At 38.9% G+C, this 16,254-nt stretch carries 17 protein-coding genes and 1 pseudogene; 10 read left to right on the top strand and 8 right to left on the bottom strand.

Annotated elements, in window-relative coordinates; translation table 11 throughout:
• Positions 1-5: 5 nt before the first annotated feature.
• Genes B9T66_RS00815 through rnc form a run of 7 tightly spaced genes read right to left on the bottom strand, consistent with a single transcriptional unit; the run spans position 6 to position 5,823 of the window.
• The gene (locus tag B9T66_RS00815) at positions 6-746 is read right to left on the bottom strand and encodes a tRNA1(Val) (adenine(37)-N6)-methyltransferase (RefSeq protein ID WP_095627089.1); all 741 of its coding nucleotides are present in this window, start codon (positions 744-746) and stop codon (positions 6-8) included.
• Positions 728-1,843 (bottom strand): bifunctional diaminohydroxyphosphoribosylaminopyrimidine deaminase/5-amino-6-(5-phosphoribosylamino)uracil reductase RibD, encoded by a 1,116-nt coding sequence (gene ribD / locus B9T66_RS00810; RefSeq protein WP_143429078.1) that lies wholly within the window; start codon positions 1,841-1,843, stop codon positions 728-730. The genes B9T66_RS00815 and ribD overlap by 19 nt, the downstream gene beginning before the upstream one ends.
• On the bottom strand, positions 1,797-2,255 hold the full coding sequence (gene rimP, locus B9T66_RS00805; RefSeq protein ID WP_095627087.1) for a ribosome maturation factor RimP: 459 nt from the start codon (positions 2,253-2,255) through the stop codon (positions 1,797-1,799). Before rimP ends, ribD begins: the two co-directional genes overlap by 47 nt.
• Positions 2,248-2,661: a 30S ribosome-binding factor RbfA gene (gene rbfA / locus B9T66_RS00800; RefSeq protein ID WP_257874556.1), complete on the bottom strand. Its 414-nt coding sequence runs from the start codon at positions 2,659-2,661 to the stop codon at positions 2,248-2,250. The genes rimP and rbfA overlap by 8 nt, the downstream gene beginning before the upstream one ends.
• Positions 2,619-4,031: a glutamate--tRNA ligase gene (gene gltX, locus B9T66_RS00795; RefSeq protein WP_095627085.1), complete on the bottom strand. Its 1,413-nt coding sequence runs from the start codon at positions 4,029-4,031 to the stop codon at positions 2,619-2,621. Before gltX ends, rbfA begins: the two co-directional genes overlap by 43 nt.
• 11 nt (positions 4,032-4,042) lie before the next feature.
• A complete protein-coding gene (gene aroC, locus B9T66_RS00790; protein ID WP_095627084.1) occupies positions 4,043-5,137 on the bottom strand; it encodes a chorismate synthase in 1,095 nt (364 codons plus the stop codon).
• Positions 5,134-5,823, bottom strand: coding sequence for a ribonuclease III (gene rnc / locus B9T66_RS00785; RefSeq protein WP_095627083.1), 690 nt, complete (start codon positions 5,821-5,823; stop codon positions 5,134-5,136). Before rnc ends, aroC begins: the two co-directional genes overlap by 4 nt.
• A gap of 201 nt (positions 5,824-6,024) precedes the next feature.
• Between rnc and B9T66_RS00780 the strand changes: the two genes are divergently transcribed.
• The 4 genes and pseudogenes from B9T66_RS00780 (at position 6,025) to B9T66_RS00765 (ending at position 8,994) form a co-directional block, all read left to right on the top strand.
• Entirely contained in the window at positions 6,025-7,071 is a 1,047-nt protein-coding gene (locus B9T66_RS00780; protein WP_095627082.1) for a hypothetical protein, read from the top strand.
• Positions 7,068-8,018: a tRNA 5-methoxyuridine(34)/uridine 5-oxyacetic acid(34) synthase CmoB gene (cmoB, locus tag B9T66_RS00775; RefSeq protein WP_095627081.1), complete on the top strand. Its 951-nt coding sequence runs from the start codon at positions 7,068-7,070 to the stop codon at positions 8,016-8,018. Before B9T66_RS00780 ends, cmoB begins: the two co-directional genes overlap by 4 nt.
• Positions 8,019-8,028: 10 nt before the next feature.
• Positions 8,029-8,469 (top strand): thioesterase, encoded by a 441-nt coding sequence (locus B9T66_RS00770; RefSeq protein WP_095627080.1) that lies wholly within the window; start codon positions 8,029-8,031, stop codon positions 8,467-8,469.
• A gap of 91 nt (positions 8,470-8,560) precedes the next feature.
• Positions 8,561-8,994 (top strand): annotated as a pseudogene (locus B9T66_RS00765) (globin domain-containing protein).
• 154 nt (positions 8,995-9,148) lie between these two features.
• On the opposite strand, the gene flgG reads toward B9T66_RS00765, so the two are convergent.
• On the bottom strand, positions 9,149-9,937 hold the full coding sequence (gene flgG / locus B9T66_RS00760; RefSeq protein ID WP_095627139.1) for a flagellar basal-body rod protein FlgG: 789 nt from the start codon (positions 9,935-9,937) through the stop codon (positions 9,149-9,151).
• Positions 9,938-10,075: 138 nt separating this feature from the next.
• Here flgG and B9T66_RS00755 point away from each other — a divergent pair, with 138 nt between their 5' ends.
• From B9T66_RS00755 to B9T66_RS09075, 6 genes are all read left to right on the top strand, one after another.
• A complete protein-coding gene (locus B9T66_RS00755; protein ID WP_095627079.1) occupies positions 10,076-10,729 on the top strand; it encodes a trimeric intracellular cation channel family protein in 654 nt (217 codons plus the stop codon).
• Positions 10,730-10,747: 18 nt separating this feature from the next.
• Positions 10,748-12,391, top strand: coding sequence for a DNA polymerase III subunit gamma/tau (locus B9T66_RS00750; protein WP_095627078.1), 1,644 nt, complete (start codon positions 10,748-10,750; stop codon positions 12,389-12,391).
• A 22-nt stretch (positions 12,392-12,413) separates the two neighbouring features.
• Positions 12,414-12,851, top strand: a complete 438-nt coding sequence (gene tsaE, locus B9T66_RS00745) for a tRNA (adenosine(37)-N6)-threonylcarbamoyltransferase complex ATPase subunit type 1 TsaE (protein ID WP_180763295.1) — start codon at positions 12,414-12,416, stop codon at positions 12,849-12,851.
• The gene (gene lptB / locus B9T66_RS00740) at positions 12,823-13,545 is read left to right on the top strand and encodes an LPS export ABC transporter ATP-binding protein (protein ID WP_095627076.1); all 723 of its coding nucleotides are present in this window, start codon (positions 12,823-12,825) and stop codon (positions 13,543-13,545) included. Before tsaE ends, lptB begins: the two co-directional genes overlap by 29 nt.
• Positions 13,542-14,888 carry an RNA polymerase factor sigma-54 gene (locus B9T66_RS00735; protein WP_095627075.1) on the top strand — a complete coding sequence of 449 codons (1,347 nt, stop codon included), beginning with the start codon at positions 13,542-13,544 and terminating at the stop codon, positions 14,886-14,888. Before lptB ends, B9T66_RS00735 begins: the two co-directional genes overlap by 4 nt.
• Positions 14,889-14,952: 64 nt before the next feature.
• Positions 14,953-16,140, top strand: a complete 1,188-nt coding sequence (locus B9T66_RS09075) for an ATP-grasp fold amidoligase family protein (RefSeq protein ID WP_257874555.1) — start codon at positions 14,953-14,955, stop codon at positions 16,138-16,140.
• Positions 16,141-16,254: the final 114 nt, after the last annotated feature.

The raw sequence follows: 16,254 nt of genomic DNA, 5'->3' as shown, positions 1-16,254 counted from the left end.
TGATTTTATATGCAAACATCGTGACTATGCACTTTGATACTAAAGGTTTTTGCCCATTGATAGATGGCTTGTAATTCTTTGGTGTTGTCTTGCTGATTTGGGGAATTATGTGTAAAAAGTGGTGGCAAGACATTCACATCACCTTTGTAATCAATTTTTGCTTGAATAAGTAAAAGTGTAGCAGATTTATGACTTAAAGGATAGACAAACTGCATATTTTGTAAAAAAAATCCTGCATTCCTTAGGGCAAATAAGAAATTATAAGATTCACGCGCGTCATAACACATAAGTAAATTTCCTCTTGGTTTTAGCAAACGCTTGATATATTTGGTGAGTTTATCAAGTGGCATAGAATCTTGCACGCGCGCAATATTTTTTCGTGCATTTGGGCTTTTTATGATATTGGCATTATAAAATGGCGGATTTGAGATAATGACATCAAAGAGTCCTTGGGCTTGGAAATCAAAAATGTTTTTGTTGTGGATAATGGCTTCTTTGGCAAAATCTGTGTTGCGTGCGTTGATTTGTGCGAGTGCGCAAGTTTTTGAATCTAGCTCAACCATTTCTAAGTTAAGTGGCATTTCTCGCGCACACAAAAGTCCGATGATACCACTTCCTGCACCAATGTCTAGGACTCGATTATGAGGCTTGAGAAAGTCTTTGGCGAAATGCGCAAGGATAAGACTATCGGTGTTGTAACAATATCCATCACTAAATTGATAAATGGCTAAGGGTTTTTGAACCATAGACTAATATCCCCTGTGTGTGAAGTAGTGTGTAAAAGATGTAAAGTATATAATGTATCGTGTGTTGCATTTGATGAAGCGTGTGGTAAGGCATTTGGATAGAAATTTGGCGCGATATGTAAAAGCACCATATCTATATCTTGTTGCAGGGTAGCTAGTAGCCCAAAACCACCCTCAATGATACAAAAACCTTTGTGTGTGTCTAGTGAATCTGGACTATGGCAGATTTTTGCAGGGCGTGAAGTAAAATGTGGATTAATTGTTGGTGTAAGTGTAGATCGCGTTAGAATCTCGACATTTGGCGTATGTGTGGAATCATATGGCGGTGTAGCAAAGCGTGAATCTAGACGCGGCATATCAGTGCGAAAGGTTTCTCCAGAGACAATAATTGTATCACTTACAGAGCGTTGGTTATGTGTAAAAATTTGCGTGGCTTTTTGTGAAATTTGTCCGCTTGTGTAATCGCCATTTATACGCATAGCAAGTTTAAAAAGCCTAAAATATCCATTATGTTGCCAACATACAAAAGGATATAGCAAGGCTTGTGCTGCTTCTTCACAGATTCCGCGCACGACTTCTATACCGGCTTGTTGCAGGGTTTTTGTGCCACCACTTGCTTGTGTATGTGGATCGCTAGTGCCTATAACAACGCGTTTTGGACGCATAGCCTTGGTAAGTTCGACACAAGGTGGTGTTTTGCCAAAATGTGTGCAAGGCTCTAGGGTTACATATAGCGTGCAGTCTTGAAACAAGCCTTGCGCATTTTGGATAAGGAATGTATGGAGCGCCTCACTTTGTTGTGTCAATGGTAGGCTAAGAAGTGAATCTAAATGTGTAATGAGGTCTAGTTTTCCTTGGTGTGCAAAAAGCTTGCGTGCGCCATAGGCAAAAGCCAAAACTTCTGCGTGCGGCGCTCCTGCTTTTTGATGTGCTTGGAGGCTTATGATTCCGTATTGTGGCGCATACAGCAATGCACCCACGCTAGGGTTTGGTAATGCTAGGGTTTGGTATTCCCACGCTTTGTTGATAGCGCATTGTAGCAATAGAGTATCAAGCATTGAATCTAAAAAGAGTTTTGACTTTTTTGATTTCAGCAAGGGGAATATTTGGTGCGTTTTCTAAGCTGATACTTTCTTCATCACACGCACATAAAATCCCTTCAATCACACTCTTGTCTTTGAGGGTTACGCATACTTCCTCGCCTATACTTAGGGCGAAATGTTGTGGTTTTTTGAGTGTGCGCTCTAATCCCGGTGAGCTAACTTCTAAATGATAGGCTTGAGATTGTTTAAGGGCAACATCAAGAAGTGGAGAGAGTGCAGTGCTAAAAAGTGCGCATTCATCAAGTGTGATATGTGGACGCAAGGCTTTGGAATCATCATAGGGCTTGGTGAGTGAAACGCGCAAGATATTTTGCTCATTTTCTTTAACCCACGCAATATCATATAGCACAAAACCCATAGATTGTGCAAGTTTAGCAATTTGGGCTTCTAGGGAAGATTCAATCATTACCACTCCTTTGGTTTTTGATTTGTTCAAAGAGTGCATCAAGGCTTTTGCTTGTATTGAGTTCATCATCAAATACAAAGCTAAAATCAGGGCATTTAAACCAACCTGTCGCACTTAGGACATATTCACGCAAGATAGATTTTGCTCTGTTGAGGTGCGTAAGAATCTTATTTTGTTGATCTTTGTCCAATCCACTAGATTCTATAAAAACTTTTGCGTGATATTTGCCTTTGGAGCAAAGCACCTTGGTAACACTTAATGAGTGGAGCAAGGGATCATGTAATTCGCTAAGCGCTGTGGTTAGCACCTCTTGTAAAAGTGCTTGGGTTTTTTGAATTTTGATAGTCTTATCCATACAGACACCTACTGATGTGAATCTAATAAGGCGTGCAAACGCTTTGTGCATTCTTGCACCCCTAAGACAAAAATCGCCACTCCCATAGCGATACCACCACCTTTGCCCAAAATACCTAATCGCAAAAGTGGCATAATCTGCCCAATTTTGAGTTGGTGCGTATCGCCAAAAGTATGCAAGGCAGATTCTATATCGCTGGGACTATCTGCACAAAGCGTAGGGAGAAAAGCACAGAGTTTTTGCATAATCTCTTTGCCTTGTGAATCTAATTTTTTTAGCAATTTAGGATCATAGGTAGTAGGTGCTTGGAGGATTTCATTGTATTGGGTGGCAAATTCTACTAGTGTTTTACTTCGATCTTTGAGTTCCCCAAAAAGTGAATCTAGGGCTTGTGGTGTTGCATTGATACCCTCATATGTTTCCAAACTTTGCACACCAAAATCTTTTAGGAGTTCTACAAGTTTGGCATTTGGCGTTTGCTTGATGTAGTGTTGATTAAGCCATAAGAGTTTTTCTTGATTATAGCTTGAAGGGGCGGTATTTAGTGTGTAGGGATCAAAGATTTCTAAAAGCCTTGAGAGTGAAAAAATCTCTTCATCGCCATAGCTCCACCCAAGTCGCACAAGAAAATTGAGCAACGCTTCTGGGAGATAGCCCATTTTTTGATAATCCATAACCCCCATAGCACCATCGCGTTTGCTAAGTTTTTTCCCCTCTGGGCTTAAAATCATAGGCACATGAAAAAACTTTGGAATCTCAAAGCCCAAAGCCTGATATACAATAATTTGCTTAGGCGTGTTGCTTATGTGATCATCACCGCGTATAACATCACTAACCCCCATAAGTGCATCATCAATTGCCACCACAAAATTATATGTAGGAGTGCCATCGGCTCTAGCGATAACAAAGTCATCAAGCTCTTTGGCATGCACACTTATGACACCCTTTACGCCATCATGAAATTCTATTGTGCCCTCCAATGGTGCTTTAATCCGCACTACAGGTGTAATTCCCTCTGGTGGTGTGCCTTTAAAATCACGATAGCGATTATCATATTTCCATACCTTGCCTTGCGCTTGTGCTTCTTCTCGCTTGGCGTCTAACTCCTCTTTGCTCATATAGCAATAATACGCTTTGTCCTCATCTAGGAGTTTTTGAATATATTTTGCGTATATATCAAAGCGTTTGCTTTGGTAAAAAATCTCTCTATCGTGGCTTAATCCCACCCACTCAAATGATTGGATAATTGCTTGTGTTGCTTGTTGGGAATTGCGCGCCATATCTGTATCTTCGATACGGAGTAAAAATTCGCCATTATATCTTTTGGCATAGAGATAATTAAAAAGTGCTGTGCGTAAGCCCCCTATGTGTAAATAGCCTGTTGGAGAAGGTGCAAAACGCGTAACGATTTTTCGTGCCATTAATATTCCTTTTAGATTCTAGTATAGAGTTTGTGTAAATTTGCCATTGTGCTAGTGGCGTTGGCAAGGAGCATATCAGCAAGGATTATAGCAAGTTGTGCTTGTGCGACTATACTCCCACGCACCGCGATACAAGGATCGTGGCGTCCTTTGATTTGAGATCGCACGACATTACCATATATATCTTGTGTATCTTGAGGGATAAAAATACTTGGGGTGGGTTTAAAATGCACTTTTATGATGATCTCTTCACCATTGCTTATGCCACCAAGTATGCCACCGCTATGATTACTTATAAAGCCTTTATTATCCATACAATCATTATTTTGTGAGCCTTTGAGTTTGGAAGCATTGCACCCTTCGCCGATTTCTACAGCTTTGACGCCATTTAAGCCAAGCATTTGTGCGCCTATGTGTGAATCTAGCTTATCATACAGTGGTTCTCCTAATCCTACAGGCACACCAAATGCTTTGATAAGTGCCACACCACCTACACTATCGTGTGCGTTTTTGGCTTCTAAGATGGCTTGTTTTTGTGAAGATTCTAGTGTTGTATCTAGGGCAAAAATTTCAGAATCTAACGCCTTTTGGCATTCTAGCAGACTAAAGTCTGTGCGCATAGATTCTATGCCACCAATACCGATAATGCCACCGCCTACCACAATGCCAAATTCTTTGAGTAGAAGTTTTGCAATTGCGCCACTAGCCACTCTAGCTGCACTTTCACGAGCCGAACTTCTGCCACCACCTCTATAATCGCGTATGCCATACTTATGGAAATATGTAAAATCCGCGTGGGCTGGACGAAAAATATCTTTAATATTGTCATAATCCTTGCTTTTATTGGCAAGGTTTGGGATAAAAAGCGCAATAGGCGCACCTGTGCTTTTGCCCTCAAACACACCGCTTAAGATTTCTATTTCATCTGGTTCTTTGCGTTGCGTGGCATAGAGCGTCCTCCCACCTTGTCGCAAACACATTTCTTCTCGCATAAATGCTTCATCAATTGCTAATCCTGCAGGGATTCCATCTATCACACACCCTATGCCTCTGCCGTGAGATTCTCCAAATGTGCTAATGCGTAGTCTATTACCAAATGTATTCATACACACTCTTTTTGTAAAATTTCATAGGCAATTTGGGCGCATTTTTGTTGCGCATTTTTTTTGGAATTCCCTGTGCAACGAGCATATTCTTTGTCATTAATAAATACCGCCATTGTAAAAGATTTTTGGTGATCAGGACCGCTTTCTGTGATAAGCTCATAGCGTGGGATTTGAGAAAATCGCGCTTGTGTGAGTTCTTGGAGAGAGGTTTTAAAGTCACTTGAAAGTCCAAAATCGATTGTATGGTAGTTAGATTCTAAAAGTGCGTGTGTGATACGCGATGCTTCTTGTATGCCAGATTCTAAATACACTGCGCCTATGAGTGCCTCAAAAGTATTAGAAAGAATCGAGGGCTTAGATCGTCCATTGTTGTGCTCTTCACTTGATGAGATAAAAATATATTTGCCTAAATCAAGGGCTAGGGCAAGTTTGTTAAAGCCTTGTTCATTGACAATACAGGCGCGGAGTTTAGAGAGATCACCCTCGCTAAGATTGGGGAATTTTTTAAACAAATACTCTCCCACAACTAAATCAAGCACTGCATCGCCCAAAAATTCTAATCGTTCATTATGGGTTTGTTTTTTGTAACTGCGATGTGTGAGGGCTTGAGCAAGGAGTTTTTGATCTTTGAAATGGTATTGGATTTTTTGCTCTAATTCATTAAACGCACTATGGGATTTGTTCATAATTTTTTGTTGCCTTTGCTAACTTTAAAGTCTGCTATTGTAGCAAAAATGATATAAAAAAATAAAATGTGGTTTGAGAAAATCTCTTAGAATCCGAAATTATGGTTTTATTTGTCGTGTAAGAGTGCGTAAATACTAACAAAAGGTATATATTTTGTATAGAGTAAAACAAAAAATTTTGTATTAACAAAAGGGTAGGGTATGCGACTTTCAGAAGTAGTGAGTATAGCAAGAGGATTCATGCAAAATACGCCAAGCATTAGTGCGTTTGAAAATATAAGCACTAAGGTAGAAAATATTGAGCGTGGGTGGCTTTTTGTCGCATTAAATCCTCACGATATTCCTCAAGCTATCGCACAAGGGGCATATGGTATCATGTATGCCCAAGATGTGAATGTGCGAGAAGATGAGCGGTGGAGTGAGCCATTATGGCAAGAAATAGCATGGATTGAAGTGCTAAATATCCATGAAGCGATAAAAAATCTCATTTATTATAAAATGCTTACTTGGAATATCCAAATGGTTAGTATGAATGCCATCGAATATGCGCTAAGTCAAAAGATTATCACCGATAAATCTGTATATATGACACAAGGAGATTTCCAAACCCTCCTAGAATCTTTGCACCCAAAAATCCGCTATATCATCACAAATAATCAAGATGTTTTACTTCTCTCTAGTAATCTTATTACATTGCTAAAACCACTAAACCCACCTTTTGAGCTTCTTGCTTACACACTTTTTGATGTGCGTTTGCTCTGTGAGGGGAGAGAATATCTTTTGCAGCTTCCATATCTTTTTGTAGATACGCTAAGTGTTGTGTGCGCTTTTTGTCAAACCTATGGCATAGAATATAATTTAGCCAAATTTGAAAGCCTTGATGTTTTAAAGCCAAATTTCATCGATCACAAGGGGCGTTTGCGTGAATTTGGACAAACCCAAAAAGTTGTCATAGCCCAAATGGATAGAGCATATTTTCAAGATTTTATGCATTATTTTGATACATATGCTAAGTGGGGTAAGCGTTTGTATGCAATCCCAGAATCTAGCGAGTTTGATATCCCTGAATCTAAAGATAGCACCAAGGAATTTCTTGTGTATAAAAATACTGCCGAGCTTTCCCTTGCTATCCGTCATAAACATTATAATTTTATGCTGATTTTAGGGATTGATGATGCCAAGCTTCTTGAGATTTTGCGCACACACGAGCAAACACACCAACCAACACTTTTTGATGGCATACTATGAGCGTAAAACAAGATTTAGCATATGCCTTAGAGCAAAAATGCCAACACTTTTTTACGCGCAAAGATTCTTCTAACTTTGCCAAAGCCTTAGCAAATCTCACAAGTCTTGATGTGTCTTTTAGCCTCGAGTTACCACCTACAGATATACCAAGCCATGGTGTTACGCTCACACCCAATGCAATGCTTACACCAAAAGAGCGTGAGATTCTGACACAAACTGCCCTAGCACTCAAGCCATGGCGTAAGGGACCATTTCGGATTGATACGCTTTTTATCGATACGGAGTGGCAAAGTTTTATGAAATTTAATCTCCTTGCGCCATATCTGAATCTTACCGATAAAGAAGTGCTTGATATGGGCTGCAATAATGGGTATTATTTGTTTGAGATGTTGCGCTTTAAACCTAAGGCACTCTATGGTTTTGATCCAAGCGCTGTGTATGCTGCACAATTTAATTTTCTTAATCACCTTGCCAAAACAGACATACACTTTTATCCTTTGGGGATTGAGGATTTGCGTGATTTTAGTATTGCGTATGAGCAAAAGTTTGATTGCATTATGTGTCTTGGTGTGTTGTATCATCGTAGCGATCCTATCGCGACACTTAAAAATCTAAGTTTTGGACTAAAAAGAGGCGGGGAGCTGTTTTTGGATTGCCTCTTGATAGAATCTGATAAAGAATTATGCCTATGCCCTAAGAAATCCTATGCTAAAATGAGTAATGTATATTTTATCCCAAGCTTAGAGGCATTAAAGGGTTGGTGTGAGCGTGCGGGGTTTGGAAGCTTTGAAATACTTGGTATGCAACAAACCACCACACAAGAACAGCGCAAAACTCCTTGGATTGATACTCTAAGTTTGGAGGATTTTTTAGATTCTCAGAGTGGGCTAACAATCGAGGGTTATCCGCCACCATTGCGTGGATATTTTAGATTGATAAAAACATAAGGAGCTTTGTATGGATGAGCAAGAAGACCAACTCCCCTTAGAAAACGATACGCTTAATATCTGCACGAAGCTACATACTTGTGGCGAGATCGTATTGCTTACAAGGGGAGTGGCAAATGTGCAGTTTGTGCCAGAAGAGTATATGGTAATGGATAAAGAAGCACACAATAGCCTTATACACGCAGGATATATATTTAATGCCGCTTCATATGCGGCAATGGCAGCCATTAATAAGCGTCATAGCATTATGATTGCTGCAGATGTGAAGTTTCTCTCCCCTATTGAATTAGGACACGAAGTGCTTTTTAAGGCGGTTGCAACGCAAATGGATACCAAAAAATGCGAGGTAAAAGTCGAGGGATTTTTGCTTGATATTAAAATTTTTGATTCACTATTTCATATCGCTGTGTTTGATAAAGCGCCATTTAGTATCGCGTTGGATAAGCTATAACATTGTCATCTATTTATCAAGCAAATATTATTTTTTGGTTTATTTTTGTCTCATAGAATTCTGCGAAATTTTAAGTTAGGAAAGGAATTTTATGTTAGAAACTCATACAAAAGAAATTGTAAAAAGCACAGTGCCACTCTTGAAAGAATATGGAGAAGATATCACCAAGGTATTTATAGGGAGCTTTTTAGTCGTTATCCGGAAGTAAAGGGTATGTTTGATATGGAGAAACAAAAAAGCGGACAACAACCAAAAGCCTTGGCAATGGCTATCTTGAATGCCGCAAAGAATATTGATAATCTTGAAAAGATTCGTCCCTCTGTAGAGTCGATTGGTAAGATACATGTGGGATTGCATGTATTGCCAGAGCATTATCCATTGGTTGGAGAATGCCTACTTATTGCTATCAAAGAAGTCTTACAAGATGCGGCTAGTGATGAGGTTATAGAAGCGTGGGGCAAAGCTTATGGAGCGATTGCAGATTTTTACATCAATATAGAAGCAAAGATATATCAAAATACATAAGGCATTATGCCTTACACGCCACATACATTCATAGCGTATGTGGTTTTTAGGTTTTGTGAGGATAGGGTGTTGTATGGACACAATCAAAAGCTAGAATCTTTGATTGTGTGGAGTTTATGTAAGTATCAATTACTTATAAGGTTTTGTGCTACGCTTAGCGTTTTAATCCATTGACGGTTTGTAGCATAGCATCTGCTGTTTGGATTGTCTTAGAATTTGCCTCATAAGCTCTTTGACCTGTGATAAGATCTGTCATTTCCTCTACAAGTTTGACATTACTCAATTCTATAAAGCCTTGTCGTAGTTGTCCAAAGCCATCTATGCCCGGCACGCCTGCGATAGGTTCTCCTGAGGCATTGGTATTGATAAGCAAATTATCACCAAGCGCGTGTAATCCAGCAGGATTGACAAAATTTACAATCTCAATTTGTCCTAATACATTGACTTCTGTTTGATTGCCTTCTAGCACACTCACCGTGCCATCTGTGCCTATGTTGATTTGTGTGGTATTTTCGGGGATTGTAATGTTTGGAATGAGTTGATAGCCTTCAGGCGTTACGATATTGCCTTCGCTATCAAGCTTGAAGCTTCCAGCGCGTGTATAGGCGATATTGCCATCAGGGAGTTGGATTTGAAAAAACCCATTACCTGTGATTGCTATATCTAGGTTGTTTTCTGTTTCTTTTGGGTGTCCTTGAGAAAACATCTTTTGCACCGAAATAGGACGCACACCAATGCCCACTTCTATACCTGTAGGAGAAATGGTTGTTTCACTTGTGGAAGTCCCAGCATATTGGAGCACTTGATAAAACAAATCCGCAAATTCTGCGCGTTGTTTTTTAAAGCCTATGGTATTGACATTGGCGATATTATTAGAAGTTGTATCGATTTGTAATTGCTGTCCTAGCATACCTGTGGTAGCGGTATAAAGAGACCTCATCATAGGCAATCCTTTGTTGTTTGTTGTGTCTTGCACGACATAAATATAGAATCTAGAAGCAAAAGTAATTCCTTTAATATCTTGTAAGAGAAAATACATTATAATCCTCGCCATAGATTTACAACCAAAAGGCACGAAAAAATGTCCTATCCTATCAGCGATACTACATTATTGCATATACTCTTTGTTGTTGGGATTATTGTTGAGGCAATAACGGGTGCTTTGGCGGCAGGTAGGCATAAAATGGATCTTTTTGGCGTGATGTTTATCGCACTTGTTACTGCTATTGGTGGAGGTTCTATCCGCGATGTATTACTTGGGACTTATCCGCTTACATGGGTAGAGAATCCATCATATGTGATTATTATCTGTGTAAGTGCGATTCTTACGACACTTATTCCCAAAAAGCTTGTGCGATTTGAAAAAGTTTTTTTAAGCCTTGATGCGTTGGGATTGGTGGTATTTAGCATTATTGGTGCGCAAGTAGCGATGAAAAATGGTCATGGTTTTATTATCGCTGTGAGTGCAGCGTGTATTACAGGGATTTTTGGCGGAATTTTGCGCGATATTTTTTGCAATCGCATTCCGCTTGTGTTTCAAAAAGAATTATATGCTGGGGTGAGTATGATTGCAGCGACTTTATATTATGTGCTTGTGGTGGGTGTTGGAGTAGATTCATTGCTTGCAGTGCTTATCACGCTTGTATTTGGCACACTTTTGCGCTTGTTTGCGATTGGTTATAAGCTAAATCTCCCCACATTTTCCTATGAAGATACACATAAATCACATAAATAAGAAACAAAAGGAATCGCAATGTCATTAGCTCTTGCTTTGAAATATCGCCCCACTACCTTTGAGGATCTCATAGGACAGCACGCGGTTTCTCAAACGCTTTCTCTTGCGCTAGATTCTAAACATATCTCACACGCCTATCTTTTTAGTGGTTTGCGTGGCAGTGGGAAAACGAGTTCAGCTAGAATCTTTTCGCGCTCTTTGCAATGCGATAAAGGACCTACTTCAAAGCCCTGCGGTGAATGTCAAAATTGCAAGGCTGCATTAGAGGGTAGGCATTTGGATATTATTGAAATGGACGCGGCTTCTAGTCGCAAGATTGATGATATTCGTGATCTTATCGAGCAGACTAAATATCGCCCAGCATTTGGACGATACAAGATTTTTATCATTGATGAAGTGCATATGCTTACACGCGAGGCATTTAACGCATTATTAAAAACGCTTGAAGAACCACCTGAATATGTAAAATTTATTTTGGCTACGACAGATCCGCTCAAACTCCCACCCACGATTTTAAGCAGGACACAGCATTTTAGGTTTAAACAAATCCCACAACGGCTTGTGGTGGAGCATATTGCCCATATTTTGGATAAAGAACAAGTGCGATATGACACACAAGCATTAGAAATTATCGCGCGTAGTGGATCTGGAAGTTTGCGAGATACATTAACACTTCTTGATCAAGCGATTATTTTTTGTAAAAATGATATTGATACAAGTGGCGTTACGGATATGTTAGGCATCGTTGATCCACAGATTTTTAGTGAGCTTTTTGGCAATCTTTTGGCAAACAACCTTAGCGACATTCAAGCAAGTATAGAGGTATTGCAAGAATACGAAAGTGAGATGATCATAGATGAAATGATACTTTTCCTTAAAGACAAGCTTTTGGCAAATGATAAAGCCTATCCGCCCTTGCTTTTGGATAGATTTTTTAGAATCCTAACAGATTCTAAAATCTTGCTTGCACACAATACCGATGGAAGTTTTGTGCTTTTGCTAACTTTGCTCAAAATGCAAGAAGCCCTAAAAATAAAAGAAATTGATGCGATGATTGTGGATTTGGAACATCAAATTTTTGGTGCTTCAACTCCAAATGCTACACATACTACAGCAAATGTTTTGCCAAGCCAACCGATACAAAATCAACTACAGAGCCAATCCACACAGAATCTAGCACAAAATCCCACACAAGCACCTATTCCAAAGATTCAAAGCCCTTTTGAAATCCTTACACAAAAGCTATATGACAGAAATTATGAGTTAGGTGAGTGTTTTGCGCGGTGTGTGAAATTTGTGAGTTTTGAAAATGACACGCTTACTTGGCATTCAAGTGCGGAGGGTGAGGATAAAGAGAGACTTACGCGACATTTTGAGATTATAAAGGCATTTGTAGCGCAAGTTTTTGGTGCACATACTAAAATTAGCGTGCAAAAATCACAACTACAACTCACACAACCACAAGCTACTAAGGCACAAGAAAATGAGGTAAATCAAGATATTGTGATGCATACAGACACGCAAGGAAATCAAGATATGCCTACAAGCCAAAGCACTCCAAACAGCCAAAAAGCTCAAGATAGAGAGTTTATAGAGCACAATAAAGAGATTGTAGCAAGCTTGGAGGAGCATTTGGGGATTAAAGATTATTTTAAATCCTAAATATCACGCACAAGGAGGAATGATGACATTTACACTAGGAGAGGAAGGTTTGGAGCCACTTTGTGGCTATTTAGATTCACGCACAAAAGGACACAAGCGAGTCTTTTTTTTGCTTAATGGTGATTTGGGGAGTGGCAAGACGACACTTGTGAGAAATTTTGTGCGTTTTAGGGGTGGCAGAGATGATGTGACTTCGCCCACCTTTAGTCTTTCACAAGATTATGATGATGTATTTCATTATGATTTTTATCAAAAAGAATATAATCACCTCTTAGAACTTGGATTTATTGAACTTTTTGAGCGTGAGGGTATACATTTTATCGAATGGGCTGATACGGGTATCAAAGATCTTTTGCAAAAATGTGGTTTTGCAATTGTGCGTGTGGATATTGTGCCTTTAGATTCTGGAGAAAGGGAGTATATAATCAGCGATGAATACATTACAAGCACACAATCTTAGTAAGCAAATCAAAAAAACAAAAATTGTTAATGATGTTTCTTTGGAAGTCAATAGTAAGGAAGTTGTGGGACTTTTGGGACCAAATGGTGCTGGAAAAACCACGACTTTTTATATGATATGCGGACTTTTGCACCCAACCTCTGGGGCAGTGTATTTAAATGGATCTGATATCACAAAGCTTCCATTGCACGCGCGATCTAATATGGGTATTGGCTATCTTCCGCAAGAATCAAGTATTTTTAAAGATTTAAGTGTAGAGGAAAATCTTCTTTTGGCGGCAGAGGCGAGTATAAAAAGTGTCAAAGAGCGCAAGATTCGCATAGAAAAAATGCTAGAAGAATTTAACATCGAGCCAATCCGCGCAAGAAAGGGTGTGAGCTTGAGCGGTGGGGAGCGTCGGCGTGTAGAAATCGCAAGAGCATTGGTAAAAAATCCTAAATTTGTCTTGCTTGATGAGCCATTTGCTGGAGTGGATCCCAAAGCAGTGGTAGATATCCAAAATATTATTTTAAAGCTTATTGAGCTTGATATAGGTGTGCTTATCACAGATCATAATGTGCGTGAGACGCTATCGGTTTGTCATAGAAGTTATGTTATCAAAAGTGGCGCACTTTTGGCGAGCGGTAATGCACAAGAGATTTATCAAAATGCCCTTGTGCGTAAATATTATTTGGGAGAGAATTTTAAAGCATGAGTGCAAGATCGGGTTTAGGAGGGAGATTACGCACCAATGTCGCTATAAAACCAAAGCTCTCGGCAACGCTAAAAAATTGGCTACCTATCTTACAAAGTGGAGCTGATAGTATAGAAGAAATTGTGCAAGAGTTTGCCCAAGAAAATCCTTATGTGCAGATTCAAAGCCAACGCACACAATCCCTGCCACAAAAATCTAAGGCTACCTCTAAATCCCAATCGCAAAAAAACTCTATTACAGACAAGATAGAATCTCTAAGCACTACCACGCAGGATTTATATGAGAGTTTGCTTACACAAATAACACCACGCCTTTTCCCAAGTCAAACTTCTCAAAACATCGCTTATAGTATCATTGAAAATATCAATGATGAAGGATATTTGGATTGTGATGTGGCAGAACTTGCAGAGGAAGTGGGCGTGAGCGTGGAGGAATTTGAGCGTGTGCGAGGGCGATTTGTGTATCTTGAGCCTTGTGGTGTGGGTGCAAAAGATATGAGAGAATCTTTGCATTTTCAGCTGCAAGAGAGTGATTTAAATGATGAAGCCTTTACTTTGGGATTAGAGATTATTAACAATCTCCAAAACCACGCAATACATAAAAACAATCCATATTATGATGAGGTAATGCGCACTATAAAACGTTTTAGAAATCCACCAACTTGTGATTTTGGTGTGAAGATTCCAGAGGTGATACCAGATATTTTTATTTTTGAGCGCCTAAAGGAAGATTCATTGCAACATACTTATGAGCTTGAAGTGCGTGTGAATGATATGTATTATCCTAAAATCATTATCGAACATCAAGACACATCAAGCAAGCAGACAAAATCCCAAAGCGATGCGCAAAAACAAGCCCAAAGTTTTATCCGCGATAAACTTAAAGAAGCAAAAGATCTTGTCGATGCGCTAGATATGCGCAAGGCTACGATTTTAAAAATCGCTTTGGCGTTGCGCGAAAATCAATATGATTTTTTTATGGGTGGAGAAATACGCCCAATGAAGCTTAAAGATATTGCCCAAGATTTGGGCTATGCACCTAGCACAATCTCTCGCGCTATCGCCAACAAATACTTAGAATGCGATCGGGGAATCTTCCCTATCAAGAGTTTTTTTACTGCGGCCGTAGATGGAGAAACTTCCAATGCTTCGATTAAAGATTTTATCCTTGATCTTGTCAAAAATGAAAATAAGAAAAAACCTTTAAGTGATGTGAAGATTCTAAAAAGTGTTGAAGAGAAGTTTGGTATCAAAATGGTGCGCCGAACGATCACTAAATATAGACAACAACTCAATATCGCAAGTTCTAGTGAGCGCAAGAAATTATATGAAATGAGTGTGTAAGTCAGGCTTTAGTAAATATGTGCGATAATACAAAGAATCTTGTAGAATAAATTAAGGAGACATAATGTCATTTAAGTCTTTTGTGCGTGAAAATCCTATATATAAACACTATATTTTGCCTATGCGTAAAAAGTATAATGCCTATATAGAATCCAAGCTTGATGATGAAGCATATTTCATACGCAGACATAAAAAAATCTTTGGCTATACACCAGATTTTAAGAATCCACAAACATTTAACGAAAAAATTGTGCACAGAATCCTCTATGATAGAAATCCTCTTTATACTGCACTTGCTGATAAACTTAAGGCAAGAATTTATATTGCCGCAAAACTTGCAAATCTTGATTTGGAGAGTGAAGCAGCGTGCATGTCTAAAGCTAATCAATCTAAGGAGCTTAAAGAAAAATTTCAGACTCTTGCAGATTCTCCGACATTTTTGGATCCTAAATCTTCTTCGCCATTATTTGCACCCATCGATACTCTTACACAGCTTCTTTTTGATACCAATGTTTGCCCATTTTTACCAAAGCTCTATGGCATTTATAAAAGTGTAGAAGATATTAACTTTGATGAATTGCCTAATTCTTTTGTGCTTAAGACGAACCATGATGGAGGTGGGGTAGTTATTGTTCCGAATAAAGAAGCATTTTTGAGAGATTCTAAGGCATTTAGGGAAGCTATGGAAAAACTCACCAAGCACCTTAACACAAATTTCTATACTCTTTTTAGAGAGTGGCATTACAAAAATATCGAACCTAAGGTTTTTGCCGAAGAACTTTTGGGAGAGAGTGTGCAGATTCCACAAACTCAAGACTTAGATTCACAAAAGATTGAAAATGGTAATTTTCATACATCGTTACAAAACTTCAAAGTGCCTGATGATTATAAGTTTCATTGTTTTCAGGGATTGCGAGAGTATTATGTCCAACTCACCGCTAATAGATTCACAAACCATAAGCGTACCATTTTGAATAAAGAATGGAAACTTGCTCCTTTTGGTTTTTTATATGACAATACAAATCGCCCTATTCCACCAAAGCCTAATGATTTGGAATATCTAGAAAATATATCTTTCATATTGTCTAAGGCATTTGATTATGTGCGTATTGATTTATATTATAGACCTTTTTACAAACCGCAAAAAATTATTGTTGGTGAAATTACATTGACCCATGGTGGAGGCACAGAGCGATGTATTCCAAATGAATGGGATGCAAAGTTAGGAAGTTTGTGGCATATGAAAAACTAACTCGGGGCTATAACATGATATTTATTTGTCAATATTTGTTAAATTCAGATTCTGATGTGTTATCAAATACCGCTCCAAAAATTTCCCAAAATTGCATCATACTTATATGGTCTA

The organism is Helicobacter sp. TUL, from assembly GCF_002287135.1.
In the GTDB taxonomy this organism is placed as follows: Bacteria; Campylobacterota; Campylobacteria; order Campylobacterales; family Helicobacteraceae; genus Helicobacter_F.
Note: the sequence above shows the minus strand (reverse complement) of the source record. Positions and strands in the feature narration are given on the sequence as shown.

Coding starts and splice junctions, on each gene's coding strand:
- rnc (WP_095627083.1), bottom strand. CDS start 5,823: ATGAACAAATCCCATAGTGCGTTTAATGAATTAGAGCAAAAAATCCAA.
- B9T66_RS00735 (WP_095627075.1), top strand. CDS start 13,542: ATGAGTGCAAGATCGGGTTTAGGAGGGAGATTACGCACCAATGTCGCT.
- B9T66_RS09075 (WP_257874555.1), top strand. CDS start 14,953: ATGTCATTTAAGTCTTTTGTGCGTGAAAATCCTATATATAAACACTAT.
- rbfA (WP_257874556.1), bottom strand. CDS start 2,661: ATGCACAAAGCGTTTGCACGCCTTATTAGATTCACATCAGTAGGTGTC.
- lptB (WP_095627076.1), top strand. CDS start 12,823: ATGAATACATTACAAGCACACAATCTTAGTAAGCAAATCAAAAAAACA.
- B9T66_RS00815 (WP_095627089.1), bottom strand. CDS start 746: ATGGTTCAAAAACCCTTAGCCATTTATCAATTTAGTGATGGATATTGT.
- B9T66_RS00750 (WP_095627078.1), top strand. CDS start 10,748: ATGTCATTAGCTCTTGCTTTGAAATATCGCCCCACTACCTTTGAGGAT.
- flgG (WP_095627139.1), bottom strand. CDS start 9,937: ATGATGAGGTCTCTTTATACCGCTACCACAGGTATGCTAGGACAGCAA.
- B9T66_RS00770 (WP_095627080.1), top strand. CDS start 8,029: ATGGATGAGCAAGAAGACCAACTCCCCTTAGAAAACGATACGCTTAAT.
- gltX (WP_095627085.1), bottom strand. CDS start 4,031: ATGGCACGAAAAATCGTTACGCGTTTTGCACCTTCTCCAACAGGCTAT.
- rimP (WP_095627087.1), bottom strand. CDS start 2,255: ATGATTGAATCTTCCCTAGAAGCCCAAATTGCTAAACTTGCACAATCT.
- B9T66_RS00755 (WP_095627079.1), top strand. CDS start 10,076: ATGTCCTATCCTATCAGCGATACTACATTATTGCATATACTCTTTGTT.
- tsaE (WP_180763295.1), top strand. CDS start 12,414: ATGACATTTACACTAGGAGAGGAAGGTTTGGAGCCACTTTGTGGCTAT.
- B9T66_RS00780 (WP_095627082.1), top strand. CDS start 6,025: ATGCGACTTTCAGAAGTAGTGAGTATAGCAAGAGGATTCATGCAAAAT.
- aroC (WP_095627084.1), bottom strand. CDS start 5,137: ATGAATACATTTGGTAATAGACTACGCATTAGCACATTTGGAGAATCT.
- cmoB (WP_095627081.1), top strand. CDS start 7,068: ATGAGCGTAAAACAAGATTTAGCATATGCCTTAGAGCAAAAATGCCAA.